We start from the raw sequence: 24,976 nt of genomic DNA, 5'->3' as shown, positions 1-24,976 counted from the left end.
ATTCCATATAGGAGAATCTGCATCAGCGATCCATCTCCTGAAGTCCTGAGGTCGCTGGTCCGTTCAATAACTTGCCTTCAATATCAAAACGGGATCCATGGCAAGGACAATCCCAGCTCTTCTCGGATGGATTCCAATTTACCGTACAGCCCATGTGTGGGCAGACTGAACTTAGACAGTGCAATACAGCCTGTTCATCACGATAGACAGCAAATGTCTTGCCCTCGTATTTCACGATGCGTCCTTCCTCCAATGGTATATTTTCAAATGCATCAATCTTATCGGCGGACAATTTATCCATGATAAAATGCTGCGATGCGCTCCATCCTTCCGACAGTACACTTTTTGCACTAGCAATCGGCTTAATACGGGCGGGCGAGAGCAATTTGGCCAATGCTGTTTCTTTATTTAATAACAGGTCGGGAATAATTAATGAAGCCATTGAACCGAAGGTCATTCCATTTCCACCATAGCCGGTAGCAATATACACGTTAGGTTCATTCGGCATACGACCAATATAGGGTAAACCGTCAGCTGATACATAATACTGAGATGACCATTGCGCTGTTACTTCCTGGTATTCAAAATTCTTATTTACCAGCTCTTTGAGATCGTAAAAATGTTTTTCTGTATCCCGTTCATCCCCGGTTCTATGATCAAAACCACCGGCAATGAGATAGTACCCGTCGCCAGTGCGATGATATCTAAAGTAATGATAAGGATCATACAGGTCTGCGGTCTGGGCAAGCATCTCCGGCGCATGCTGAAGTTTCAACGTAAGGGCATAACTCCGATAGGGTGCTACCAATAGATCAAACCTATTTCTCCCAGGTGGTATATGGGTAGCCCAAACGATATTTTTTGCTGTAAAGATGCGTTCATCACTTGTTTTCAAGGTGATTTCGCCCTCTTTATTTTCATATGCGACAATGGATTGATTTGTCAAAATCGCCCCGCCATTTTTCCCGAAAGCATCCAGGAGCCCAAGTAGATATTTCAATGGATGAAATTGCGCCTGACCTTCAATTCTGATCGCTTTTACAAATGGAAGGCTAAAAGGCAAGGTATTACTGGGAAGAGTTTTTAAACCCAATTGTTGATGTGCGGCAAGAATACGATCGAGCTGTTCGTTCTGACTTTCTTCGGCACTGAAGAGAAAAAAATCACATTCTTCAAAATCGCAATTTATATGGTACCTAAGTACATTCTTCTTTATATGATCCAAGGTATCCTTCGTACTATTGACCAATAACCGAGCGGCCTGTTCGCCAAAATTCGCGATAATTTCATCGTAGGATGCATCGTAAAAATTATTGATATGGGCCGTTGTTCCACCTGTGGTGCCGAATCCGGGATTTTCCTTATCCAGAAGCAGACATTTCACACCGCTATCCTGCAGTTTCTTCGCGAGGGTCACACCAGTGATTCCTGCTCCAACAATAATGGTATCAAACACCAAGTCAGTGAAATCCGTGGAAAAATTTCGTCCCTCGAGAGTCTGCCAAAAGCTCTTGTTTCTACCGTCACGTTTCATCTATGATTCAATTTTAAAGACTGGGCGCAATGCGCCCAGTCTTTGGTGGTATAACTAATTATGATTTGTAAGGAAAGAACCAATCCCCCAGATAATCGTTTTGGGAAGAAATACGTAAAAAAAAGAAGAAGTACGCCATCGAATACTGGACCAAACCTTCTCAATTCAGCCATTGTTCTTCACGAAACAAGCAAAAAGTAATATGACAAATCACCCCAACGCGTATGTAAATTCCGTTATGCATCCCTGGATAAAGGATAAAAAGATAATGATTACCGGCGGGACTACAGGTATCGGCCGGGCCACAGCCCTATTGCTTGCCAGCCTAGGCAACGATGTTTTTATTTGTGGTCATCATGAAAGACAACTCGAGGATACGTTGTCTGATTTTGAAAAATTAAATGCCTTGGGTTCGCTGACAGGGCTTGCAATTGATTTAGCCACAGAAGAAGGCATAGCTGAGCTTTTTAAAAAATTCGACAGTATGTATGATCATATAGATGTCCTTGTTAATAATGCCGCAATTGCTTTTCAATCGGTCAAGGAAGGCAGCTATGACGATCAGGCTTACATCTTACGAACCAACATCCTTGCTTACCTTTCCTGTGCGCAGGCTGCATTGTACCGCATGGAACCACGAGGTGAAGGTCACATCGTTAATGTAGGGTCGATGAGCGCGGATGTAAGGGAAGCGCAAAGCTCGGTTTATGTGTGCACAAAAGGTGGAATTCAAGCTTTCACCGAATCCTTGCGTAAAGAAGCTAACCCCAAGGGCATTCAGATATCACTTATCGAACCAGGATCTGTTGGAACAGACATGCAGCCCTACTCTCCAGCAGAGCAGCGTAAAAAAATTGAAGCGATGGAAATGCTATACGCGGAAGACATCGCCCGATCCATCGTGTTTATGCTATCTCAGCCAACACGCACCTCAGTCGTAAGTATGCAGGTAAAACCTTTACGTCAAATTATATAGTAAAACGGCGTGCAGCCTGTATCAATATAGCAAATGATTATACGATCAAAATAGAACGCATGAAAAAGAAGAAAAATTTATTCGAACGGTTTTCGAACTGGGCCACACATGCTACCGGAAGTTCAGCGGCATTTATTTTGGCAACCTCCACTGTTATTGCCTGGGCAGTAAGCGGTCCTATCTTTGATTACTCTGAAACCTGGCAACTGGTGATCAACACAGGTACAACAATTGTTACCTTTCTCATGGTATTTCTCATCCAAAAATCACAGAATAAAGATTCCAAAGCACTCCATTTGAAACTCAATGAGCTGATTGCATCCCATGAAGGAACTAGCAACCGGATGGTGAGCTTAGAGGACTTGAGTGAGGAGGAATTGGACCAGCTTGCCAAGTTTTATGCACACATCGCAAAACTTGCCCTCAAAGAGAATGATCTCACCCATACACATTCCATTGATGCAGCGCAGGAAAACCATAACTTTAAAAATAAACAGCGTCAAAAACGAAAAGACAGTAGTCCGTCAACAAAACAGCCGAAGGACTTATAAACAAAACGTATAATTTAATTCCGCATCCCATCAAACTTATCGCTTAATCCATATTTCTTTATCCCAGGATCGGGAAAGAATTAGCGGGCCTAAAAATCTGTTAAGCAATAGTTTTAAAACAAAAAAACAGGATTGTCCAAATTCTTTGGACAATCCTGTTTGGTTTTCCTTCAGTCAGAAGAACAGCGATCCTAGTCGTGGCCTTCAGTTTTAACGATCTTGTTGTAGATACCCAATAATAAAAATGGTGCAGCCCATTGTCCAACGAACAATGCCGTTTTATCTTGCATCATACATTTTAACGTAGCCGATACGCCCATTGCGAGTAAAGCTGCCCCTAAGAATACCGTTGAAGGGACTTTAGAAGTTTGTTTTTCAATTTTTTTGGTGATTTCACCCTCGTTTCCAGTTGTTAGTGCCATAATGCTAAATGTTTATGCTCAAAGAGCGGTTCATTTAACTAAACAGCGTCAAAAGTTTATTCGTTCGCTTAGATGATTAGAAATCTTCAAAACACGCATATAATCCTTATAAAAGGTAAAAAACTCATTTTCAAACGATAAAACCGCGTTGTATAAAATGATTGCTTTTACGTACTAATCGTCCCCGAAATCGTACTAATTCTACTAACTATTTGCAGAATAGATCTGTTCGTCCTATGAAACTAATATAAAATAAATGAACAGCAATCTGATTACGCAAGAAAGGTATCAAGGTATACCGATCATTGCATTCACCGTCATTCAGGGTGGTCCAAATGATTTTCCGGAGGATATACCGGATCGACCCGAAGAAGAGTTACCGGAAAATGATCCCAATGATCAACCCGAAATCGATCAGGAGGATTTGGACACAGACGAAGAATTAGACCTTGTTGAACAGGAAGAAGTTCCTGAGCTAGATGAAGAAGAAATCGACGAAAGCGCCAACGATGCGGAAGGTGTCCCCGTAGAACCTCGAAATCCCCCTTCGGACTTAAACGAGACAACAATTTAACAAAAAAGGTATGCATAATGGGCCGTATTAATTTCAATACCGGCCCATTTATCTGGCTTGACAGTGCCATTAAGGCAGCGAATCATTTAACTTAACAGTTTGGTTTTAAATCCAAATCGGATCAATCCGGCTGTATTGCGGGAATTTGTTTTCTCCAATAGTTGTTGCCGATGCCCTTCCACAGTACGTTTGCTTAAAAATATTTGGTCCGCAATCTCGGCATTGGTATAGCCTTCGGCAATTCGTTCCAGTACCAATAACTCACGGTCAGAGAGTTCATACCTTTCCATAACATCGTTTTTATTTACCGCCCTAGGGATATGCTGGGACGAATAATCCATCAGATCAAATGAGAGTGCTGAACTGATATAACGTCCGCCGCGCTGAACCTGTCTGATGCCAAATAGAATCTCATCCAGGTGTGAACTTTTGAGCAGATAGCCATCAACACCGAGATCAAATGCGTCAGCTACGAGATGAAAATCATTATCCATGGTTAATATAATAATTTTGATGTCCGGAGAGCGGGCTTTTACCGCCTTAATAAATCTTATCCCATCCATTTTATCCATATGGAGGTCCGTAAGAATGAGGTCCGGCTGAGGAGCCCCTACAAGATACTCCAAGGCATTTTTACCATTTTCTGCCTCTGCAATTACAGTTATATCTTCTTGAGCCTCTAAAATTAATCGGAAACCTGAACGTACCAGTGCATGGTCGTCTACTAAAAGTAACTGTGTCATAGCTCTCTGTTTTGTCTTCGTGGTTTAAGTATGAATAAATTTATTTTTTACTGTAACAATTCACCTCGGGGAATAGTTTTTTTAATTTGTTTTCCACAAAAACGCACTTCTACGATAAGGCTGCGTATCAGTCTCAAATTTTGCTTTAAATACCTAAAATAATGGTTTTCAAAACGCTGCCTTGTTCAGCCATGTTCCTAAAGTGACATTTTAAAGGAGGAAGCTATGTTTACATCTATTATTATTGGTATTGTCTTTATCCTGGTGGCTACTTACATCATTATTAATTATAGGCACCGGAGGAGCGATACGCGCAACAGGAAAAATCGTTAATATTAAATAATTGCATTATGAAAATCATTTTAAGAATCGTTGGCTTATGTATAGCCATAATGACCTGGACAATGGTCATTTACGCACAGGACAACAGTCAGACCCAGGCACAGTCTGGCGATATAGACTTTGCTAGCAAAGCAACAGCAAGCAATAACTTCGAAATCCAGGCTGCAAATATTGCGCTGACAAAATCGCAGGATCAAAATGTCAAGCAATATGCGCAAATGATCGTCGATGATCATACAGCCGCCGGAAACGAACTGTCAACATTGGTTAAAAACAAAAACTGGCAATTGAGCACGCCCGATAACCAAAATTACACGCAGTTAATCGATCAGTTGAACAATGCGGACCCAGCCAATTTTGATCGTACTTATGTTGATCTGATGGCCAAAAGCCACCAGGATGCCATCACCCTGTTTAAGGATGCCAGCACCGGCACTGCCACTACAGACGCAGAACTGCGTAAATTTGCAACTGACAAAATTCCGGCTTTCCAGAAACATCTCGATCAGCTAAAGACGATGCAGCCCGCGGCAGATACCACAACAAAAGATACATTAAAAAATACGAGCCCAGGCGCACCAAGCCCAAACAAGTCAAAAATGCCCAAACCCATGTTAAAATAAATTATATTACTCCAACTTTCCAATGTTGAGGACAAAGTTATAGGCTTTGTCCTCCTCTTTTTAAATAAACTTTTTTATGGAACAGACATTCGATTATATACACGAACTTTTAAATAGACAGATGGCCCTTCGGGCGAAAATTGAAGCTAGTCCCAGCGCCGGTGAAATTAGTTTTAGTTATGGCGAGGATTATTATCAAGAAGAAGTCAGGAGTATGGGCCTGGCGATGATCCGTGAGGGCATGAACGATGAAGGTGAGCAACTGATCCTCGACTTTACCCAGGAGCATTATCCAGATAAAATTGATAATGAGCGCCTATGGATACAAAAAATGATGCGCTATCTAAATGCCATTACCGATACATTGATTGATAATTTACATGCGGAAGGTTACAAATGGCTACAGGGAAACGTCGATATGCCCAACGAGCATGCCATATTCTATCCCCTGTTTGACCTTAATGCCGATAGCTTACAATCGTTGGAGCTGGGACTAAATACAATTGTTGATTTGAGTAAGCCCGAGGAATTGGAAAGTCTACATGGCTGGCTTTATTATCGATCCGAAAAAAAATGCTAATGGTAAGGGTGCATTGTTTCGCTAGGCAGAACTAACTTTCGTGTCGTATTTAATCGCTTCAATCCTGACGGTCTCCAGAAACTTACTTCTGAAACGTTCGATCTGTTGTACATTCTGAATCCCAACCTGCACCGACAGAATATAGGCTTCTGCTGTTATATCCTTGGTGAATATTTTCAATGGGATTCCCGGATCAATTTCGTCAAAGGAAGGGATTATCTCCAGAAGCCATTGTTTCCATTGCGCAACAGCTCTTGTGGAAATAAAAGTCAATTGTAGATTTAAGCGGATATCAGCTTCACCAAATGTCCAATTAACCAAACGTCCGGACAGAAGGTCACCATTGGGAATAATGACCTGAGCCCCTTGGTCAGTAAGCAATATACTGGATCGGATACCGATCTGCAATACTTGTCCTTTTTTGTCGGCTAGCTCTACATAATCACCGACTTTAAATGGTCGTTCAAAAACCAAAATAACCCCTGAAACAAAATTATTAATAATGTTCTGCAGGCCCAAACCAATACCAACACTCAAAGCACCTACGATTACCGTAAGTTTATCCATGCTGAGCCCAAGAATCCGTATACCGATCAGAAAGCCAACGATGAAAATAAATACACGGACCAAAGGCAGAAGGGCCGTCCGACGCTGATTTTTCTTGGAGATCGGTTCGTCCAGCAGGTCTTTCAGATTTTTTTGTATCCAGTTTGCAAGGGCAATTACCGCAATTGCGAGAACAACGTCACCATAGGTATATGTTAGACCTCCTATACTGTGACTGCTATTCAACAATCTATCCAGCAGACGGCGCACCTCACTTGTGAGGTGCAGGTTATTTGTCCAAACGATCAGGACAAGAATAAAAGCAAAAAGCCCCACAATCCGGCCCAAAGCCTGGACCATTTTTGTCTTGTCGAACCGGCGTATGAATCGTTCCTCACCTGCCTTCTCGTAAGAATTGACCAGATCATGTGCTAACATATCCCGAAAAGCCCGTAAAGATAAAGCCTGTAAAAGGCCGATACCGACCGCGATACTGCATATCCGTGCTAGATTTAGAAAACCAAAAAGGTTAAATAAAATGGCGCATGTACCTACCAAAAACAATATCCATCGCATAAGATAATGCAGGTGATCAAAAGGATTGTCTTCGTCCGTCTGTTTTCCTAAAGCCCAGACCAAACGTAAGCCAGCCAAATTGACAGCCACAGCAATGCCTCTAGTCAGCAAATCGCTGTCCACGACCAGGTGAATTCCTAACAGGGCAATATAATAAAGGAAAACTAAACGCATAATGCGAACTTTCACGGCCGAAAGTTCAACATGAAGTAGGATATATAAAAAGGTAAATATTAAGAGGTAGCTTAATTCGAGCACCAGCACTGGAATACGGAATGATGTCAGGGGCAACATAATAAGAAAGAAAATCGCAAATTTTAACAAAGGAATCCACCAGGGCTGATTACGGTGAAGTGGTAGCTCCTCCCCGGCCCCTACGGCTCGCCGCCGCATCAAATATAAGCAATACAAATAGGTTAGGCTCACCAGTATCAACAGCAGCCGCCCGTCCCAGGCGGAATCGTAATAGCGTAACGATAATCCATCCTGCTCGAGATTTTTCCGTACCACTTTCTGTAAATGTGACCAAAACGTACCTGCTTGCGCTGCCTGAATGACCTGTTGCTGTTGTTTTGCTTTTATGCCCATATCCCTCAAGTCAACAAGCAGCTGTTCGGCATCGGTTGCCAGGGCAGCTACACTATCTTGCACGCTTTTCCAGGATGAGGCCAGGGAGTCTGGCAGTATGACCTGCTTCTGTGCAATTCTGATTTTATTTCCTAGATTCTGTACCGGTGGAATGGTGCGGCTGATATAGCGCTGTACCTCCCGTGTAATCGACTGGTTGTATTCTTGACGCTGCCAGGCGAGCATACGCTTGACGCTGTCCAGTTCGGAATAATAACGATCCAGCTGTGCGCGCCATTGATGGGCATAATTTCTTAAGGTAATAAGGGGGCTCTCCGGTAGCGAGTCCCTTAGACTTGCTGAATCTAAAGCAGCCTTAGTTGAATCTAGCGGCTGCCCATACAGCAGCGCACAAAAGAGGCTCAGGTAAACTAAGCTACCCAGCCTCCAAATGCTGCATTTTGATAGAATTCTTCTTCCAACCACCATAACTGGTATTCAGGCTCACTATTGTGGTTTCGCCGGAGATGGCTGACGTTGTAGGCTATCCGTACTATCTGAAGCAAGCGTATCCCTGCCGGCTGGAGGAGTCTGCCCTTCGTCCGGTGTCATGGACGAATCATAGGAACCGTTTGCCTGATTTCCCTTATTGCTACTGTTGTCGCATCCCCACAATCCGAGAAGTAATACGACTAAAAGACTGATTTTTTTCATATACAAGTGTTTAAGTGTTCAAACTATTTGGATGTTGAACCTTATCAAAAATGGAAAAGTTCTCCTAACTTCCAATTTGAGTACTTCCTTACAATAACAGGTAGAACTACGTAAACTTATTCGCCGTCCTTTTCCCGGTCAAGATTGTCCAAAGGAACACCCTGATCTTTCATGGCAATACTGTCCTGAAGTGTATCTGCGGGGCGACTACGGTGAATATTATCCAGCGGGACACCCTGACTGTTCGCTGCGGTATCGGTTACAGGTATATTGTCTTCAGCGGTTTTATCCGTTCTGTCCCTGCATGCAAGCAGCACGAACATTAGAGCTAGGACGCCCATTATTAATTTCGATCTTTTCATTTTAATCCAATTTATATTGATAATATTCTGAATCTGTATAGATCAGTTCTTTCCGGTTTGCGCATGTGGCGCATCTACAGGTTTGGATTCCGGGGATCCTTTTTGTCTTAAGAAAATGGTAAAAAATACAATTGACAGTACGGATAAAAATTCACTCTGCCAGTTTTGAAAGGTTTCAAACCAGAATTGAGGCATCAGCAGATAAGTCCAGGCGGCATCAGGCGGCAAACCATCAAGTATTTGTTCCATATTATGCTGGCGCCAGCTTCCATAAAAATGTACGACCCAACTGATCAGGAATAGCAGCGCAAAACAAATAAACAAGGATGAACTGTATATACGCAGCAGCCATCCTCCTTTTCGAACAGGATAAGGTGCGTCCGGCCCGGGTTTTGGTTCACGGTCCACCTCCTCAGGTTCATCCAGCTTTTTTGATTCCGCGGATCCCCATTGGCGCAATCCCACCGTAAGCATGACGTAAAGCGCCATCTGTAAAAATTCACTTTCAAAATTTTCAAAAGTGGCTGAAATAAAATGTCCGGTTCTGAGGTATGAAACTAATGTCAAAGGCGCTTGCTGCGCTTGTTGTAACTCCTCGTTGTGTACCTTCCAACCTGTGACAAATTGCATTCCGAGCGCAAAAATAAAAAGGATTAAGAATACCAGGCTCAAACCATTCCGGTATAAAAAGGAATAAGAATCTTTCGTTTTCATAACTGTTATTTTATGATAAGATATTATGCTTTTGTTTTCAGGGTAAAGCTGATCCTTCCATTGGGTTCCATGAATGCGATATCAACTTCATCGAGATGCTTACTGTGCGTCTCCAGGCGCAAACTGGTCAATAAATCTGTTCGGCTAACTCCCAAACGATCCATCTGATCCCATTGAATCTGATCATTTTTATATAATACAGCAGGTTTCCCTTTGACGAGATTACCCAAATAAGGGAGGCGAGCCGATACTTGTGCCAAAATCTTATTGACCATAATCATTACAGCTCCTGCAAATACAGTCGACATAAAAGGCGATGCACCTACTATGCCCCGTGCCAATACCGAACCCAACATGATTATAATCACAAAATCCACTCCTGATTTTCTGCCCAATATCCTGATTCCACCCAAACGAACTAAAAATAGGGCTACCATAAACATAATCAATGCACGCATTCCCATCTGAACCATTGAGAGCTCCTCACCCGAGCCGAATAAACTTTCCATGATTTTTTCAGTTTAATTTAATTGTTCGATAAACAAGAGTAAAGCCGTTTAAGGTTGAATCCTTTGTCACAAAACAGCTCCTTTTGCTTTAATGAGAACCTCTGCAGGCATTGAAGCGGTTTGCCTGAGAATGGAAATCAAGTACTTATACCCGAGCTAAATGTGGGGAATACGTTTTCATGAGCTGAATCCAAACTACTACGATTTTAAGGCTGTTTTAACTAAAAATGATACTATGATCGATCTTGATAATCCCCCTAAAGAATGCATTACATTCTTTCAGGATACACTACAGCTGCTACACAGCAGCGGCAGCTCTTTTATGGTTGGCGGTGCGCTGGCAATGTTTCATTATACGGGGATTATCCGGCCCACCAAAGATCTCGATATTTTTTGCAAAAGCAGTGCTTATCCGGCAATACTGAAACATTTTGCCGCCAATGGTTACCAGACTGAATTGACCGATGTCCGCTGGCTTGCCAAAATTCATAAAGCACCTTATTTTATTGATATCATATTCGATAGTGTCAATCATAATTGCACGATAGAACAAGATTGGTACGATCGTGCACCGGAAGGCATCTTATTTGACACGCCGGTGCGCTACGTTCCGGCAGAAGAACTTGTCTGGTGCAAATTATACGTACAAAATCGGGAACGTCATGATAGTGCTGACATTAATCATCTGTGGCTCCGTTATGGAAAACAATTCGACTGGAATCATTTATTGATGCGCATGGATCAACATTGGCATCTTCTACTGGCGCAGCTGATTATATTCCAGTTTACTTATCCACATGATTATCGCGATATTATCCCACGGGATTTGTTCGACGAACTGATCAAACGTGCGCAGGAACAGTATGATCTTCCTCCCTGCCTCGAAAAAGTGTGTTTGGGTCCGCTGATTGATCAGACGCAATACCAAATTGATATCAAAGAATGGGATTATAAATCATATACGATAAAAACTGTATAGCGATGGCAAAGAAAACAACAATTGCAGCAATAGGTGATATTCATATGAATCAGAGCCAACATGGAAAATGGAAAACTATATTTGAGGAAATTTCCACAAAAGCCAAAGTTCTGCTCTTATGTGGCGATCTGACAGATACGGGTGACGAAGAAGAAGCGGAAATGCTCGTTGCGGAATTACAGCACTTAAAAGTTCCGGTGATTGCAGTTCTGGGAAATCACGACTATGAAAAAGGCCGTCAAAAGCAGATTCGTCAGATTCTGACAGATAGCAAGGTCAGCGTCCTGGATGGGGAGGCTATTGTCACAGCAGGCATCGGTTTTGCTGGCGTGAAGGGGTTTGGCGGCGGCTTTGACCGCTATATGCTCTCGATGTTTGGCGAAGATGCGATGAAAAGTTTTGTTCAGGAAGCAGTTAACGAATCCCTCCTATTGGACCGGGCGCTAGCAAGGCTAGAGCAGGAATATACAGACATAAAAAAGGTAGCGCTGCTCCATTACGCTCCCATCGCCGAAACTGTAGTGGGCGAACCCAAAGAGATCTACCCTTTTTTGGGTTCTACGCATCTGATGGAACCTATTCAGCGCCGAAATGTCACAGCCGCATTCCACGGACATGCACATGCGGGCAAATTTAAAGCGCAATCCCCCGCAGGCATCCCGATTTACAATGTGGCCGTTCCTGTTTTGAAGGCGCATCATGGCGACGATACCAGTTTTGCCCTCATCGACATCTAGCGGGCGACCGCCTCCGGCCTTGCTGGGCAGTCCGGGCCTTAGCTCATTCCTTGGCGGGGAGATCCTTCCGTTTCAAAATCTGCTTTAACTGCGCATGTAAAGTAATAATATTCCCCACGAGCAGACGTTCCTTTAACCCGGCCCGAAACCGCTTTTTCATAATACGCTTTACCAATTGGTGACTTACCTCCCCGTTTTCCTGCACTTTGCCAAGCCAGCGGAGCGAAAAAAAGGCCAGTATTGAAGCCAGTAGAAACAGAAAATTCCATTCATGCAGATAAATCAATTTTGCGACGGATTCCAAATTCGGACTTTTCCAGGAAATACTGATCTGCAGTTCGCGCGTCGCGAAGTAGTCTACCAGTAAACCGCCCAATATTGGCCCCAGTGCGGTAAAAAAAGAGGCGACCATATTCTTTACGGTGATATATATAATAGCGTCGGTTTTTGGCGCGAGTTTCAGGCCAATATTTGTGAGCGCCAAATTGATGCCTCCCGTCGAGATTCCGGTCATGATATGGAGAAGAACCAAAAGAATCAGGTTGGGCAGTGCCCGGGAATAGATGCCAACAAATATCCATAAAAGAATACAACAGATATAGATCGGTGCCGTCAGGTAAATTATACTTTTATTACTGTACCGATCCGACAATTTGCCCCATAAAGGCAGGCCGGCAACACTGGCGACCTGGCTGACCACGGTCAGCAAAATAACGACTTTCATCGACAGCCCTAAGGTTTTAAGCATAAACACGGTGAAAAAGGGAATCGCTAAGTTGATGGCCAGTACCCATGCCGCATTAAAAATAAGCAGATTTTTAAAGTTTGTGTTTTTTAGGGGCTCAAGCAATAAACTGCCTAAATTCCCGCCAGATATTTCCTGTTTGGGTTCGCTGGCCTGTACGAGAAAGAACGCACCAATTGCACCTATCAGACCAGCAGCAAAAAAATAAATGCCGTACAGATTGGGTAATTCATCCCCCCTGTTCCTGGTATAGTAATCAACCAACGCTGCCACAGCCAGACTTATCGCAATATTTGTTAGCTGCATGAGCCGTGTACGTTTGGAAAAATAAGTTCCCAGCTGCTGTTCGGGAACAAGATCCTTAATCCAGGCATTCCAGCCGGCCCCACCTAGGGCACTCAGAAAATAATGTACAAACATAAAAATCAGCAGGATACTGAAGGATAGCTGTGTATTTCTCCATAGCACGATTCCAATAATCAACAGCGGTATCTTTGCCAGAAATACCGCTAACACCGTAATTAACTTTCTGTTGGGGTAACGTTGTATCAATAAAATGGTAAGCAGTTGTGCCAAGTTACAAAGCGTAGGAAAAGAAGCAAGTAAGCCGATCTGGAAATTGCTTGCTCCGAGCAGCAGTGCAGCACCGATTAAAATCGCGCCACTGCTCAAACAGACAACCACTTCAGAACACAAGCCATCGATAATGACCATGCGCAGACTTCGATTAATTTCTGCTGGTTCCAGATGCAGCTTTGGCTTGATATCCATAACGTTTTCTGATGTAACGTCTGCCTAGATAGTTTGGTTGCTCAAAAGTTAAAATATAGTTTTTATACGCAACACAGCGTATTTCTTTCCTTTAAAAGGGTATTAGTCCATTCAACCAACTGCCGCCGTCAGCAGTTCATTAATCAAAAGATAAGTTGACTAGGCTTGGTCGGGACGAACGTGACCTCGATAGTTGGATTGATCCTTTTACATTTTTATTAAACAAGAAAAATTATGGCACACAAACCACGCGTCCTCACTTGGCACATCCATGGTTCTTATTTATACTATTTATCCCTGGGGGATTACATTCTTTATGTTCCCTATACCCCGGAACATGGCCCAAGATATGTCGGCCGGGGCAGCACCTTCCCTTTTGGAGAAAATGTGATCGAGGTTCCGGCGAGCGAGGTGCGGAATCTTGAACTGGACCTTATTCTCTTTCAATGTGATGAAAATTATCTGCAGGATCAATATGATATCTTATCGTCGGAGCAGCGTCAACTCCCGGGTATTTATATTGAGCATGACCCGCCCTGGCAGCATCCCTGTGATGAGGTACATCCCGTGACAAATCCTGCAGTAACATTGGTGCATGTGACGCATTTCAATCAATTGATGTGGAAAACGGATCTCCCGGACGTACGGGTTATCACCCATGGTGTGGAAGTGCATGGCGTTAAATATACAGGTCTTCTCGACAGAGGGATTGTGGTTGTTAACAACCTGCCTTCCCGTGGTCGCATGCTGGGTAGTGACTTATTTGAGCGCGTCCAAAAACAGGTGCCGCTAGATCTGATCGGCATGGGCAATGAACCTTGGGGTATTGGGGAGGTACTGCATCCAGAACTCCCTGAATTCATTAAAGACTATCGTTTTTTTTTCAATCCGATCCGGTATACGAGTCTCGGGCTGGCGATCTGTGAAGCGATGATGGTCGGCTTGCCCGTCGTGGGTTTGGCGACCACTGAGCTATCAACTATTATCGAAAATGGAAAAACGGGATATATAGGTTTGGACATCGACATTTTGGTCGAAAAAATGAAAATGCTACTTGACAATCCGAAGCATGCGCAGCACTTAGGCGAACAGGCCGCACAGAAGGCCGCTGACCTTTTTGATATCCAGCGTTTTGCACAGCAATGGACTTATCTCATTCATCAAAAAATTAACTAACTCAAAATATCATGCAAAAGAAAATAGCTTTTATCAGTGATCATGCCTCTCCATTGGCCACTTTAGGTGGCAAAGATAGTGGTGGGCAAAATGTTTATGTTGCGGAGGTTGCCACTCAGCTTGCTTTGCTGGGCTACCAGGTCGATATCTATACACGAAAGGAAAGCGAGGAGCAAGAACAGATTATCTACTGGAAACCGCTGATCCGTGTGATCCACGTGGAGGCTGGTCCAGCTCATATACTTCCGAAGGAAGAGCTTTATGGATACATGGACGAATTCAGTTCAGCAATGATCAAGTTTATCCAAGGTAATGAGCTCAGCTACCATTTGGTCCATGCCCATTTTTGGCTTTCAGGGATGGTAGCAATGGCACTAAAAAAACAACTTAAAATCCCTTTTGTTATTACTTTTCATGCCCTAGGTGCTGTCCGTCGATTACATCAGGGCTGTTCGGATAAATTTCCTAAAGTGCGGGAACAAATCGAAAAAGATATCATTTGGCAGGCGGAGCGCATTATCGCTGAATGCCCAAATGATCTAAAGGATCTGATTCAACATTATCAGGCCCCACAGGATAAAATAGAAATTATCCCATGCGGTTATAACCCCAATGACTTCCACCCCTTGGACCGGACAGAAGCAAAAGAAAAGTTGGGACTCGATCCAGCATTTACCTATATTTTACAGCTTGGACGTATGGTGAAACGTAAGGGCATCGACAACGTGATCGAAGCGTTTTCCCATGCCCAGCACCTGCTTCCCGAATTAAGGCTGCTGGTTGTTGGCGGGAACCTGGAGGCCGCGGATGACCAAGCAGAATTTATGCGTCTTCAACAGCTTTGTTCCGCGCTGAATGTAAGCGATAAGGTGATTTTCACTGGACAGAAAACACGGGATACACTCAAATATTATTATGCTGCAAGTGAATTGTTTATTACCACCCCTTGGTATGAACCTTTTGGTATCACTCCTTTGGAGTCGATGGCCTGCGGTACACCTGTGATCGGTGCTGACGTCGGGGGTATTTCCTTTACCGTACGCAACGGGGAGACAGGCATCCTGGTGCCGCCGCAGCAACCGCAACAGCTTTCCGCGGCGATAGTGGATTTAATTAATGATGAGCGAAAACGTACCCGGTTCGCGGTTAATGCACTGAAACATGTGCGAAGCTTTACCTGGAACAAAATCAGTGAAAGTATTGCGCAACTGTACGAACAATGTATACCAATGCGGCGCGAAAAAGAAGCGATTGAGCAGATTAAGGATACTTTTATGGGCTCCTCCCGGACCTTTGAACTGGCGGCCGAAGTTTTGGCCGGAGGCATTGCCAGACTGGCTTACAAAATGGTGGATGTCTTGCGTCAGGGCAAGAAGATCATGATCTGTGGTAACGGCGGCAGCGCTGCTGAAAGCCAACATTTTGCGGCGGAGCTGATCGGCCGTTTTGAAATTCCACATCGGCCGGGGTATCCTGTAATTTCCCTGAATACGGATTCTTCGGTCCTGACCGCATGGGCAAATGATTTCGGTTACGACAGTATTTTCTCACGGCAAGTTCAAGCATTGGGACAGCCGGGGGATATGCTTATTTGCCTGAGCACGAGCGGAAAATCGGAGAATATCATCAATGCACTTAAGGAGGCTAACAAGATGGATATTACCTGTGTAAACCTCCTCGGAAAAGACGGTGGACAGGCGACAGCCTATGGCGAATACAATCTGATAGTTCCCTCCGAGAATACCGCACGCATCCAGGAAGTCCAGCTCCATATCATCCATCAGCTCTGTGCCCTGGTCGAGCAGCAGATGAACCTGGGTTCCATTTCCAAGCAACATCATCTCGTTCACAAAAAACTGATCGCATAAACAATGGAAAAAGCAATATTTTTGGACAAAGACGGAACGCTCATCAAGGATGTGCCTTACAACGTTGATCCTGCCCGTATCAAATGTTACCCTGATATTTTTCCTGCACTCCGGCTACTTCAAAAAAGAGGCTATAAATTAGTCGTGATCAGCAACCAGTCTGGCATTGCCAAACGGTATTTTACCGTAGCAGATCTGGAAATCGCGTTTTCGGAGCTACGGGATCAGCTGAAAACCGAACATATCATCTTGGACGGTATTTATTATTGCCCACATTCGGATGTGACAGCGGAGCCACAGTGTGACTGCCGTAAACCACTGCCCGGTTTACTTTTTAAGGCAGCTGACGACCTCCACATCGACCTCAAAAAATCCTGGATGATCGGTGATATTCTCAACGATGTAGCCGCGGGCCGGGCAGCGGGCTGTCATACCATTCTGGTAGATAGAAACAAAAGAGAACGTTTAGACGACCGGATTAGCAATCCCAAATTTACACCCGATTTTGTTCTTGATGATTTCACGGAGCTCAATCAGCTTATTGCGTTAAAAAACAAACATTATGAAGGATACGAGATTAAATGAATTGGTAGAGAATGGATTTAATAAACCAAAGGTTTTGGTTCTTGGAGATTGTATGCTGGATATCTATCTGGACGGTGCGTGTAAAAGGCTTGCGCCCGATGTAGGTGTTCCGGTACTTGATGTGAATACCGTTGTGCATTGCCTCGGCGGAGCTGGAAACGTCATCGTTAATCTTCACAGTATGGGAGCAATCGTATCTGTTGTTACCGTGCTTGGGGACGATTCCAATGCTGCCCTTATTGTAGATCAGCTGCAGCAAAAAGGAATTGAAACTAATGGAATTTTGTATAGTAAAAGCTGCCAGACGCTTACCAAGACACGACTGCGAAGGGAGCAACAGTGTTTGCTACGTTACGATATCGGTCAAAAATATAGCTTTGACGATGCCATGCTACAATACTACCTGCTAGCGGTTAAAGATGCCCTTCAATCGGTTGATATTGTTTTCATTGCGGATTATGATAAAGGCAGCATTCCGGACGAATTAATTCAGATGCTCTATCAGGAGCAACAACTGCATCCTAAAATAATTGTTGTGGATAGTAAAGATTACCGGAAATACAGCTGCCTTCGTCCGAATCTGATCAAACCGAACTATGAAGAGGCGCGCCTGATATTAGGCCAGCGAGAAAATGAAGATCGCGCCTGTCAGGGGATGCAGTGGTCGAAGCAGCTGGCTGAAGTCGCCAATGCGCACTGGGTGGCGCTTACATTAGACAAAGATGGTGTTATTCTATTCAAAAGGGACAGCGCCCCTATCCATTACCGGGTGCCTGAGATAAAAGAAGGTAATTTTTCGGGCGCCGGCGATACATTTCTGACGGCGCTCTGTCTCGCCTATTTTAACGGGCTCGATCAGGATAACGCTATTGATCTGAGTATCAAGGCAGCACATATCGGAATAGCAAAAAGTGGAACCGCATCTTGCAGCTGTCAGGAACTGGCGCAAAAGATCCGCGAACCGAATAACAAAGTTATAGCTGACCTGAACGAATTAGAAGCACTATGCAATAGGCTCCGCAAAGAACATCGCCTGGTCTTTACCAATGGCTGTTTCGATATTTTCCACGCCGGGCATGCCCATTACCTGGGCAAGGCGAAAGCAACGGGCGATATCCTTATCGTAGGCATCAATACGGATGATAGCATTAGCCGGTTGAAAGGAGCTTCGCGCCCAGTGAACAGGCTGGAAGATCGTATTGAAGTGCTTTGCGCGCTGGAAGCCGTGGATTACGTCGTCCCTTTTGGCGATGCAGGCTCCGATAATCCGATCCCACTTTTAGAAAAGGTAAGACCACATGTATTTGTAAAGGGCGAAGCTTACCGGGATGAAGATATACCCGAAAAGGGATTGTTGCACTCCTTGGGGACCAAATTGGTTTATGTTGAGCATGTGCACCAGCAATCAACGACCAAAATCATCCAGCGTGTGCAGGAAAATAAGCAAGTATTAAAGAAAATAAGCTAATATGGGACAGTGGAAAGATTGTAGAAACCTATTGGTCATTCGCCTCGATAATATGGGTGATCTTATTATGAACAATGCAGCGCTCCAGGAAATTAAACATCAAATGCCATCCTGCAAAATTACGCTGCTTGCCTCAAAAATGGCCATTCCAATTATACCGTATCTGGGGACTATTGATGACTATATCCAATACGATGCCCCCTGGATGAAACTAACAGAGCAAGATTCAGCAGCAAGCACCGAAGCCCTTATTCACGTTATCAAAGCACTGCATTTTGATGGCTGCCTGATTTTTAACGTTTATAGCCAGAATCCCATGGCTGCTATCTTCCTGGCGTATATGGCAGGCATTCCCAAACGGGCAGCGTATATGCGGGAGAACCCCTATGCCCTGCTTACTGATTGGGTGCCAGACCAAGAACCATTATTTCAGGTTCAGCATCAAATTATACGAGATCTGGGGCTGCTAACTCATTTAGGGATCTCATCGCATACAAATAGGCTTCCTACCTTAAAAATGCCGGATCATCCCTGCAGTTTAAGATTAGCAGCGCCACTTAGTCACTATATCATCCTTAATTATGATGTTTCGGAAGAAAAGCGGCGTATTCCGGTAGAAATCGCGCAGGAACTTATTCAAAAGTTGCTCGACCTGCATTATCCGGTGCTACTCGTGGGTAAAAATGATAACGATTACTTGGCTGCCTGCCGAAAAAATATCGGGTCGCGACAAATGTTCAACCTCATCGGTAAGACATCTATCCCGGATCTACTCTCACTTGTCAAGGGTGCGAGGGCCGTGATTACAGTCAATACAGGTTTGGTTCACATGGCTTGTGCCTTAAAGACCCCGACCCTAGTGCTTTATGCACAGACAAATCCTCAACATATCCCTTGGTCGCAGGAGTCTACCTTTATATTATACCCTGTCAGTGCTGGCAAACGCTCCAAAAATTCCATCAATATTTTTGTCGATCAGCAACACACTCAGGCGGAATATACCCCATTCACGGTGGATACTATCCTCGAGAAATTTTCGGAGTTGCTGCTACGTTTTGACCGACGGGAGACTGAAATTCAAGAAGGGAATCAATTGCACTAAAAATATCAGTTAATTGGATGGGTTTTCTTGCGTCAAAGGTTTTATGTATGCACTTATTCTGAGGTCCCCATCGTTCGGGCTCGCCGTCCATGCTGAGCACAATACTTCGGGTTTCCAAGGCGGCCGCGATATGTGAGATTCCCGTGCAGTTACAGATGACCAGGGAAGCTTGCTGCACAAGACAGCCCAGTACGCCCAGATCGAGCTGCGCGCATAGGTTGAGCACCCTGAAAGTCAGCAGATTTTCAAACGCAGCGATCCTTTGCTTCTCCGCTGAGACTCCTGTCAGCACAATTTGGTAACCTTTGGCATGGAGGTGCTCTGCTAACTGTACAAAATTTTCAAGCGGCCACTGCCTGTTTGTATCCCGGCTTCCCACATGGACAATAACAAAAGGATAAGCAAGCCTATTTTTTATTACTTCAAAGCCAGACCAATCCGAGCTAAATAAAGGATAGTACATGGTCCTATTTGGAATTTGGAGACCCAAGAAGTCAATAAGTGCCAAATGCCGATCTACTTCATGCAGCTTATCGGGATATTCAAGCCAGCCGCTGTCCTCCGCTGATCCACTCGGTCGAAAGCCAACCAACCGCTTGGCTCCAAAATTCTTTAAGAAATCATTTACGATTGTACCATTTCCTTGTAGTTGTAGAAGGAGATCAAACTTTTCAGCTTGCATTCGTTTTACAAAATCTGCCAAAGCCAAAGGATGACAAGGGAGTTCCGGGAGTTCGGGATGCCCGGGAAAGGCTACAAATTCATCCACACAATCGAAGCGCTGCAATAGCGGCCTCATATGCGGGAGGCCAATAAAATATAACCTAGATTCAGGATAATTATATTTTAATGCGGTGATTGCGGGCATTGCACAGAGCAGATCACCCAATTGAAGCGCACGGAAAACAGCAATTTTAAGCATCATAGTATGATTTACAAAATGGACAATGTTCAAGGACAAAGGGTTTGCGGAAATGCAGTTTAATTTCAGATTAATCAAACTTTCCATGAAGGAAAACCGTTCAATATAAGAACAAAACATATAAGAACAAAACATTTCTTCACATGGAAAAATTAAAAGATAAAAAGATCGCTATCCTGGTTGCCGATGGTTTTGAAGAAATCGAGTTGAGCAGTCCGAAAGAAGCATTGGAAAATGCAGGTGCCAAAACCCATATTATCTCACCTTCAAAGGATAAAGTCCGCTCAAAAAAAGGCGATGAATGGTCTAAAGCGTATGCTGTCGATGTCACGCTTCAGGAGGCCGAGGAAAATAAATACGACGCCCTCCTACTACCCGGTGGTGTCGTCAATCCCGATAAACTTCGCACCAACAAGACTGCCATTGCATTGATTAACGCTTTTTGGGAGCGTAATAAACCAATTGCTGCCATCTGCCATGGGCCACAGCTTTTGATCAATGCAGATCTTGTCAGAGGCAAGAAAATGACTTCGGTAGAAGCAATTAAAATAGATTTAATCAACGCTGGTGCCAATTGGGAAGATAGTGCTGTTGTCATTGACGAGGGACTAATAAGTAGCCGTACACCTGATGATTTACCTGAATTCAATAAAGCAATTATTAAAGCTTTTGCAAAGACATAAATCCCTTAAAAAGACGTAGAAGTACATGATCTTTACGTAGTAAATCGGTCAACATTTAGGTTCACTAAGCTGTTCAGCTATTAAGTAACACGTAAATCAAAATATTATGAACACAGCGAAACGTACCGCCAGTAACACGTCCAAAGGACAGTCACATGGCAACACTGACAAAGCAAAAAGCATGAACAAAAGTAACACAAAAGGTTCGTCAGCTCAACGAAGTACCGAAAATGGCAATGCCAGTAAAACAAAAGATGAACTCTTGCAAATGGCCAAAAAACTTGAAATCACTGGCCGTCACGATATGACCAAGGATGAGCTGATCAAGGCTATTGAGAAACAAGGCAAAAACTAGGAAAAGGAAATAAAGAAAGTCGCCTACTGAAGCGACTTTCTTTATTTCCTTTTCTCTTTGGGCCGGTCCGTAGGATCATTTGGCATATCATTCAGTTGGTCAACCTGCGGATCCACTCCCGCTTCAGCGTCCCCCCTATCCTTATGATCCACATCTTTTAACACTTCACCATCGGTACCAAGTTTCACTTTTTTCTTTTTCTCCATTTCTTTTCCAACCAGTCTATTTTCATTTTTTGTCGCCATAACTATTTATTTTATTAATGTAAAAGCATATTATGAAAACCGAATCTGACCAATTCAGCTGTATTTCTCGTTCTCGTTTTTTCGATCAGGCGCTGCCGATGTCCTTCCACTGTACGTTTACTTAAAAATATACGATCAGCGATCTCTGCATTGGTATAGCCTTCTGAAATCAATTCAAGCACAGCCAATTCCCGTTCAGAGATATCATATTTAGTCATTATAAACCCTTTATCCGGATTATTTTCCATGTATAGTCTGTAATTCTCTATACAGGAAAGGCCTAATGAAACACTTAGGTATTTCTCTCCATTCGCAATCTGGCGAATCCCAAAGACGACCTCATCAGCGGAACTATCTTTGACGAGATAACCGTCTCCGCCAGCACGTAACACTTCAAAAACTGTCTGTATATCGTTCATCATCGAAAGGGCAAGTACTTTGATTTGCGGATATTTTTCCTTGATACGTCCTATGAATGTGATGCCATTCATTTTTTCCATTTTCACGTCCGTTAAAATGATATCCGGGAGCTTATTTTGTGCCAACAAATCCAAAGCTCCTTCCGCACTCTCGACATCAGCCAATACAGCCATATCTTCTTGAGTTTCCAAAATTAGTCGAAAACCATTTCTCACTAAATGATGGTCGTCTACAAGCATTAACTGTATCATAATTTCCAATTTACATGAACTTATTATCTATACTAATAGGAACATAAGTAAACTGTAAAAAGTTTTTCACAAAAATATATCAACGTATAGAGCTACTAAGACGGGGGGTTATCGAATAGATAATCAAAAAAACTAAAATTTAAAAAATTAAACGACTTTTGAGATGGAGCTGTTCTATTAATACAATGCCTGCTTGACAGCGCGCAACAGATTAATAAATGTAATCCTTATGAAGAAGACAATGAAAGCCTTTATGGCGACATCAGCCATTCTATTCGCAATTTACGGATGCAATGGTAAAACCACTGATCAGAAATCGAGTGAATTAATGCGTGATTCTGTACCAAATGACACGACAACAATCCAGTATCGAGATACGAATTCAAGGGAATCGCGAGGTGATATTCCGCCTACGCCACAACCAGACACATCTGCAAAAAAATAAAACGATATGGTTTTGATTATTGTTCATCCAGTGATAATAGCATAATTATGTGCTCTTCCGTCGGGAGACGGCCGGAGATAGATTTATTGTAGGAAGCTAGACACGGAGGTGTCTAGCTTTTTTATTTTACCCAACAAGCAGTGAATTTATTCGAATGTCAGGTTGATTTTTGAAAATCCCAATCCTTGTAATAATGGTTTAAAGACCGTAGCTGCATTTGCTTTGGTCTGCTGCAGAATATCGGATTTTTTCACATCATCGGCTACCGCTTTTTCAGCAGTTTTATAGGCTTCATCAACCAGTTCTGCCTCTCTTAGGAAAGCCATCTTCGTATCATAGACTTTTGAGGCCTCGTGGTCAATCTTGATGTAACAAATTTCCGGTGCTGGCAGTTTAATAGAAACAGAGTCTCCAACCACCTTAATATCCTCGGGTGTCAGTTTTGTTAAATTAACACAACCAACGGCATCAGCCTTCACAATAAGCAAAACGCTAGCCGTAGGCAAAAAAGTATTGATGTTTTTATGTTCTACGACATCGCTGTAACGGTATTTGACCAATTCCAATTTCCCCATGGCTTCAATACGGTCCACCAAAAGCTGGTGTTTACTTTCCACTCTGGGTCCACTGTTATACTTTTGATAGACAAACCAAGCCCCCACTGCCAAAATGGCTACGATAATTAAAAATTTTAAAAATTTTCCCATAATTAGTAATGTACAAATAATAGACCAAGGTCCAATAATGGATATTTGCAGCGAAAATATTACGCGAATATTATCTTTTACTGCCTTATCATACCATCTGATAAAAATATACCATTTGATAGACAATTGTTTAATTAAAAAGTTTAAAAAACATTTGGAAGATATGGCGTATAATACTACTTTTGTGACATCAAAATCACGGTAGGTATAGCTCAGTTGGTTAGAGCACTAGATTGTGGTTCTAGGGGTCGTCGGTTCGAGCCCGATTACTTACCCAAAAAGGCAGATCATAAAATGATTTGCCTTTTTTAATTTATAGGGCATCATTTCAACAGCCTTTTATTCCTAATCTTTAATTTTTGCCAACCATTCAATTGATAGCCCTGTTCATTTCCAGTAAGCTTAACAATACGAAGATGAAAAAGGGAAAGATTTATGTAGGAACATCAGGTTGGCATTATAAACATTGGAAAAACACGTATTATCCGGCGGGGCTTAAGAACGAAGACCTGTTGAATTATTATTCGAAACATTTCTATTCCGCAGAGATTAATAATTCATTTTATAGGTTACCTACAACGGGAATGTTTGAAAACTGGTATAAACAGGTTCCTGAGGACTTTGTGTTTGCGGTAAAAGGTAGCCGCTTTATCACACATTTGAAAAAACTTCACGTCGAACCTGCGGACATCGACCAATTTATCGAAAGAGCGTCTTACCTAAGGGAAAAACTAGGACCTATCCTATTTCAATTGCCACCAAAATGGCGGGTTAATCCAGAACGTTTGGCGTATTTTCTAAAATTGTTGCCTGCCGATCACAGGTTTGCATTTGAGTTTCGAGATCATTCCTGGAATGTGGCGGAGGTTTACCAACTGCTTGAGCAGCACAATTGCGCCTATTGCATTTATGACCTTGCTGGATATCAAAGCCCACGACTGCTAACCGCAGATTTTGTTTACATTCGTCTGCATGGTCCCGGAAACAAATATGAAGGGAGCTACACTAGGGAAAATTTAGAAGCTTGGGCGGACTACTGCACAAACTGCCAAAAAGAAGGAAAAGATGTTTACCTCTATTTTGATAACGACCAGCAGGCTTTTGCGCCAGCGAATGCGCAGACAATACGAAATTTTTTGAAATAAAGCATTCATTAAAAATGATTTTAAAAAGAATCAAACCAT

General features: G+C 43.1%; 29 protein-coding genes and 1 tRNA gene. 17 read left to right on the top strand and 13 right to left on the bottom strand.

From position 1 onward, the window contains the following. Positions 1-22: 22 nt before the first annotated feature. Complete coding sequence (locus ABDW32_RS03375; RefSeq protein WP_343559316.1) at positions 23-1,534, bottom strand: FAD-dependent oxidoreductase; 1,512 nt, start codon at positions 1,532-1,534, stop codon at positions 23-25. A 238-nt stretch (positions 1,535-1,772) separates the two neighbouring features. Between ABDW32_RS03375 and ABDW32_RS03370 the strand changes: the two genes are divergently transcribed. Together ABDW32_RS03370 and ABDW32_RS03365 are read left to right on the top strand one after the other, a co-directional pair. Continuing rightward, a complete protein-coding gene (locus ABDW32_RS03370) occupies positions 1,773-2,510 on the top strand; it encodes an SDR family oxidoreductase (protein WP_343559313.1) in 738 nt (245 codons plus the stop codon). 59 nt (positions 2,511-2,569) lie between these two features. Further along, entirely contained in the window at positions 2,570-3,061 is a 492-nt protein-coding gene (locus tag ABDW32_RS03365) for a low affinity iron permease family protein (protein ID WP_077433161.1), read from the top strand. Positions 3,062-3,252: 191 nt separating this feature from the next. Here ABDW32_RS03365 and ABDW32_RS03360 read toward each other — a convergent pair whose 3' ends face one another. Next, positions 3,253-3,483 carry a hypothetical protein gene (locus ABDW32_RS03360; protein ID WP_343559309.1) on the bottom strand — a complete coding sequence of 77 codons (231 nt, stop codon included), beginning with the start codon at positions 3,481-3,483 and terminating at the stop codon, positions 3,253-3,255. A gap of 256 nt (positions 3,484-3,739) precedes the next feature. Between ABDW32_RS03360 and ABDW32_RS03355 the strand changes: the two genes are divergently transcribed. After that, a complete protein-coding gene (locus tag ABDW32_RS03355) occupies positions 3,740-4,057 on the top strand; it encodes a hypothetical protein (RefSeq protein WP_343559304.1) in 318 nt (105 codons plus the stop codon). Positions 4,058-4,143: 86 nt separating this feature from the next. Here ABDW32_RS03355 and ABDW32_RS03350 read toward each other — a convergent pair whose 3' ends face one another. Further along, on the bottom strand, positions 4,144-4,800 hold the full coding sequence (locus ABDW32_RS03350; RefSeq protein WP_343559301.1) for a response regulator transcription factor: 657 nt from the start codon (positions 4,798-4,800) through the stop codon (positions 4,144-4,146). A gap of 350 nt (positions 4,801-5,150) precedes the next feature. Here ABDW32_RS03350 and ABDW32_RS03345 point away from each other — a divergent pair, with 350 nt between their 5' ends. Both ABDW32_RS03345 and ABDW32_RS03340 read left to right on the top strand, forming a co-directional pair. Beyond that, a complete protein-coding gene (locus ABDW32_RS03345; RefSeq protein ID WP_077433153.1) occupies positions 5,151-5,765 on the top strand; it encodes a DUF4142 domain-containing protein in 615 nt (204 codons plus the stop codon). Between the two features lie 76 nt (positions 5,766-5,841). Beyond that, entirely contained in the window at positions 5,842-6,345 is a 504-nt protein-coding gene (locus tag ABDW32_RS03340) for a hypothetical protein (protein WP_077433151.1), read from the top strand. A 21-nt stretch (positions 6,346-6,366) separates the two neighbouring features. Here the strand turns inward: ABDW32_RS03340 and ABDW32_RS03335 are convergent, their stop codons facing one another. The 5 genes from ABDW32_RS03335 to ABDW32_RS03315 all read right to left on the bottom strand — a co-directional run bounded on the left by ABDW32_RS03335 (position 6,367) and on the right by ABDW32_RS03315 (position 10,333). After that, positions 6,367-8,523, bottom strand: a complete 2,157-nt coding sequence (locus tag ABDW32_RS03335) for a mechanosensitive ion channel domain-containing protein (RefSeq protein ID WP_343559296.1) — start codon at positions 8,521-8,523, stop codon at positions 6,367-6,369. A gap of 18 nt (positions 8,524-8,541) precedes the next feature. After that, positions 8,542-8,748 (bottom strand): hypothetical protein, encoded by a 207-nt coding sequence (locus ABDW32_RS03330; protein WP_077433147.1) that lies wholly within the window; start codon positions 8,746-8,748, stop codon positions 8,542-8,544. A 116-nt stretch (positions 8,749-8,864) separates the two neighbouring features. Continuing rightward, positions 8,865-9,110: a hypothetical protein gene (locus tag ABDW32_RS03325; RefSeq protein ID WP_343559293.1), complete on the bottom strand. Its 246-nt coding sequence runs from the start codon at positions 9,108-9,110 to the stop codon at positions 8,865-8,867. Between the two features lie 42 nt (positions 9,111-9,152). Further along, on the bottom strand, positions 9,153-9,824 hold the full coding sequence (locus ABDW32_RS03320; protein ID WP_343559291.1) for a DUF6766 family protein: 672 nt from the start codon (positions 9,822-9,824) through the stop codon (positions 9,153-9,155). A 23-nt stretch (positions 9,825-9,847) separates the two neighbouring features. Then, positions 9,848-10,333, bottom strand: coding sequence for a YetF domain-containing protein (locus ABDW32_RS03315; protein WP_077433141.1), 486 nt, complete (start codon positions 10,331-10,333; stop codon positions 9,848-9,850). A 160-nt stretch (positions 10,334-10,493) separates the two neighbouring features. Between ABDW32_RS03315 and ABDW32_RS03310 the strand changes: the two genes are divergently transcribed. Together ABDW32_RS03310 and ABDW32_RS03305 are read left to right on the top strand one after the other, a co-directional pair. Further along, entirely contained in the window at positions 10,494-11,312 is an 819-nt protein-coding gene (locus ABDW32_RS03310; RefSeq protein ID WP_343559288.1) for a hypothetical protein, read from the top strand. Positions 11,313-11,314: 2 nt separating this feature from the next. Continuing rightward, a complete protein-coding gene (locus tag ABDW32_RS03305) occupies positions 11,315-12,049 on the top strand; it encodes a metallophosphoesterase (RefSeq protein ID WP_077433139.1) in 735 nt (244 codons plus the stop codon). A 43-nt stretch (positions 12,050-12,092) separates the two neighbouring features. On the opposite strand, the gene ABDW32_RS03300 is transcribed toward ABDW32_RS03305, so the two are convergent. Next, positions 12,093-13,565 (bottom strand): MFS transporter, encoded by a 1,473-nt coding sequence (locus ABDW32_RS03300; RefSeq protein WP_343559285.1) that lies wholly within the window; start codon positions 13,563-13,565, stop codon positions 12,093-12,095. A 234-nt stretch (positions 13,566-13,799) separates the two neighbouring features. On the opposite strand from ABDW32_RS03300, the gene ABDW32_RS03295 reads away from it, so the two are divergent. Genes ABDW32_RS03295 through ABDW32_RS03275 form a run of 5 tightly spaced genes read left to right on the top strand, consistent with a single transcriptional unit; the run spans position 13,800 to position 19,764 of the window. After that, positions 13,800-14,741 (top strand): glycosyltransferase family 4 protein, encoded by a 942-nt coding sequence (locus tag ABDW32_RS03295; protein ID WP_343559283.1) that lies wholly within the window; start codon positions 13,800-13,802, stop codon positions 14,739-14,741. An 11-nt stretch (positions 14,742-14,752) separates the two neighbouring features. Then, positions 14,753-16,609, top strand: coding sequence for a glycosyltransferase (locus ABDW32_RS03290; RefSeq protein ID WP_343559281.1), 1,857 nt, complete (start codon positions 14,753-14,755; stop codon positions 16,607-16,609). A 3-nt stretch (positions 16,610-16,612) separates the two neighbouring features. Further along, positions 16,613-17,194 carry an HAD family hydrolase gene (locus ABDW32_RS03285; RefSeq protein WP_077433133.1) on the top strand — a complete coding sequence of 194 codons (582 nt, stop codon included), beginning with the start codon at positions 16,613-16,615 and terminating at the stop codon, positions 17,192-17,194. Beyond that, complete coding sequence (locus ABDW32_RS03280; RefSeq protein ID WP_343559278.1) at positions 17,172-18,662, top strand: PfkB family carbohydrate kinase; 1,491 nt, start codon at positions 17,172-17,174, stop codon at positions 18,660-18,662. The genes ABDW32_RS03285 and ABDW32_RS03280 overlap by 23 nt, the downstream gene beginning before the upstream one ends. A gap of 1 nt (position 18,663) precedes the next feature. Next, positions 18,664-19,764 (top strand): glycosyltransferase family 9 protein, encoded by a 1,101-nt coding sequence (locus ABDW32_RS03275; RefSeq protein ID WP_343559276.1) that lies wholly within the window; start codon positions 18,664-18,666, stop codon positions 19,762-19,764. On the opposite strand, the gene ABDW32_RS03270 is transcribed toward ABDW32_RS03275, so the two are convergent. Beyond that, the gene (locus ABDW32_RS03270; protein ID WP_343559274.1) at positions 19,682-20,689 is read right to left on the bottom strand and encodes a glycosyltransferase family 9 protein; all 1,008 of its coding nucleotides are present in this window, start codon (positions 20,687-20,689) and stop codon (positions 19,682-19,684) included. The genes ABDW32_RS03275 and ABDW32_RS03270 overlap by 83 nt on opposite strands. A gap of 140 nt (positions 20,690-20,829) precedes the next feature. Here ABDW32_RS03270 and ABDW32_RS03265 point away from each other — a divergent pair, with 140 nt between their 5' ends. Further along, positions 20,830-21,369 (top strand): type 1 glutamine amidotransferase domain-containing protein, encoded by a 540-nt coding sequence (locus ABDW32_RS03265; RefSeq protein WP_077433125.1) that lies wholly within the window; start codon positions 20,830-20,832, stop codon positions 21,367-21,369. Between the two features lie 106 nt (positions 21,370-21,475). Next, positions 21,476-21,724 (top strand): Rho termination factor N-terminal domain-containing protein, encoded by a 249-nt coding sequence (locus ABDW32_RS03260; protein WP_077433123.1) that lies wholly within the window; start codon positions 21,476-21,478, stop codon positions 21,722-21,724. A 41-nt stretch (positions 21,725-21,765) separates the two neighbouring features. On the opposite strand, the gene ABDW32_RS03255 is transcribed toward ABDW32_RS03260, so the two are convergent. Next, positions 21,766-21,969 carry a hypothetical protein gene (locus ABDW32_RS03255; protein ID WP_077433121.1) on the bottom strand — a complete coding sequence of 68 codons (204 nt, stop codon included), beginning with the start codon at positions 21,967-21,969 and terminating at the stop codon, positions 21,766-21,768. Positions 21,970-21,983: 14 nt separating this feature from the next. Further along, positions 21,984-22,640, bottom strand: a complete 657-nt coding sequence (locus tag ABDW32_RS03250; RefSeq protein ID WP_077433119.1) for a response regulator transcription factor — start codon at positions 22,638-22,640, stop codon at positions 21,984-21,986. Positions 22,641-22,869: 229 nt separating this feature from the next. Between ABDW32_RS03250 and ABDW32_RS03245 the strand changes: the two genes are divergently transcribed. Further along, positions 22,870-23,085 carry a hypothetical protein gene (locus tag ABDW32_RS03245; protein WP_343559266.1) on the top strand — a complete coding sequence of 72 codons (216 nt, stop codon included), beginning with the start codon at positions 22,870-22,872 and terminating at the stop codon, positions 23,083-23,085. Between the two features lie 146 nt (positions 23,086-23,231). On the opposite strand, the gene ABDW32_RS03240 is transcribed toward ABDW32_RS03245, so the two are convergent. Further along, the gene (locus tag ABDW32_RS03240) at positions 23,232-23,792 is read right to left on the bottom strand and encodes a DUF4230 domain-containing protein (RefSeq protein ID WP_343559263.1); all 561 of its coding nucleotides are present in this window, start codon (positions 23,790-23,792) and stop codon (positions 23,232-23,234) included. A gap of 201 nt (positions 23,793-23,993) precedes the next feature. Here ABDW32_RS03240 and ABDW32_RS03235 point away from each other — a divergent pair. Next, positions 23,994-24,067 (top strand) — tRNA-His (locus tag ABDW32_RS03235). Between the two features lie 141 nt (positions 24,068-24,208). Next, positions 24,209-24,937: a DUF72 domain-containing protein gene (locus ABDW32_RS03230; RefSeq protein WP_343559260.1), complete on the top strand. Its 729-nt coding sequence runs from the start codon at positions 24,209-24,211 to the stop codon at positions 24,935-24,937. The last annotated feature ends 39 nt before the right edge of the window (positions 24,938-24,976 follow it).

This window comes from Sphingobacterium sp. (genome assembly GCF_039596235.1).
In the GTDB taxonomy this organism is placed as follows: Bacteria; Bacteroidota; Bacteroidia; order Sphingobacteriales; family Sphingobacteriaceae; genus Sphingobacterium.
This window is presented reverse-complemented; position numbering and strand designations above follow the sequence as displayed.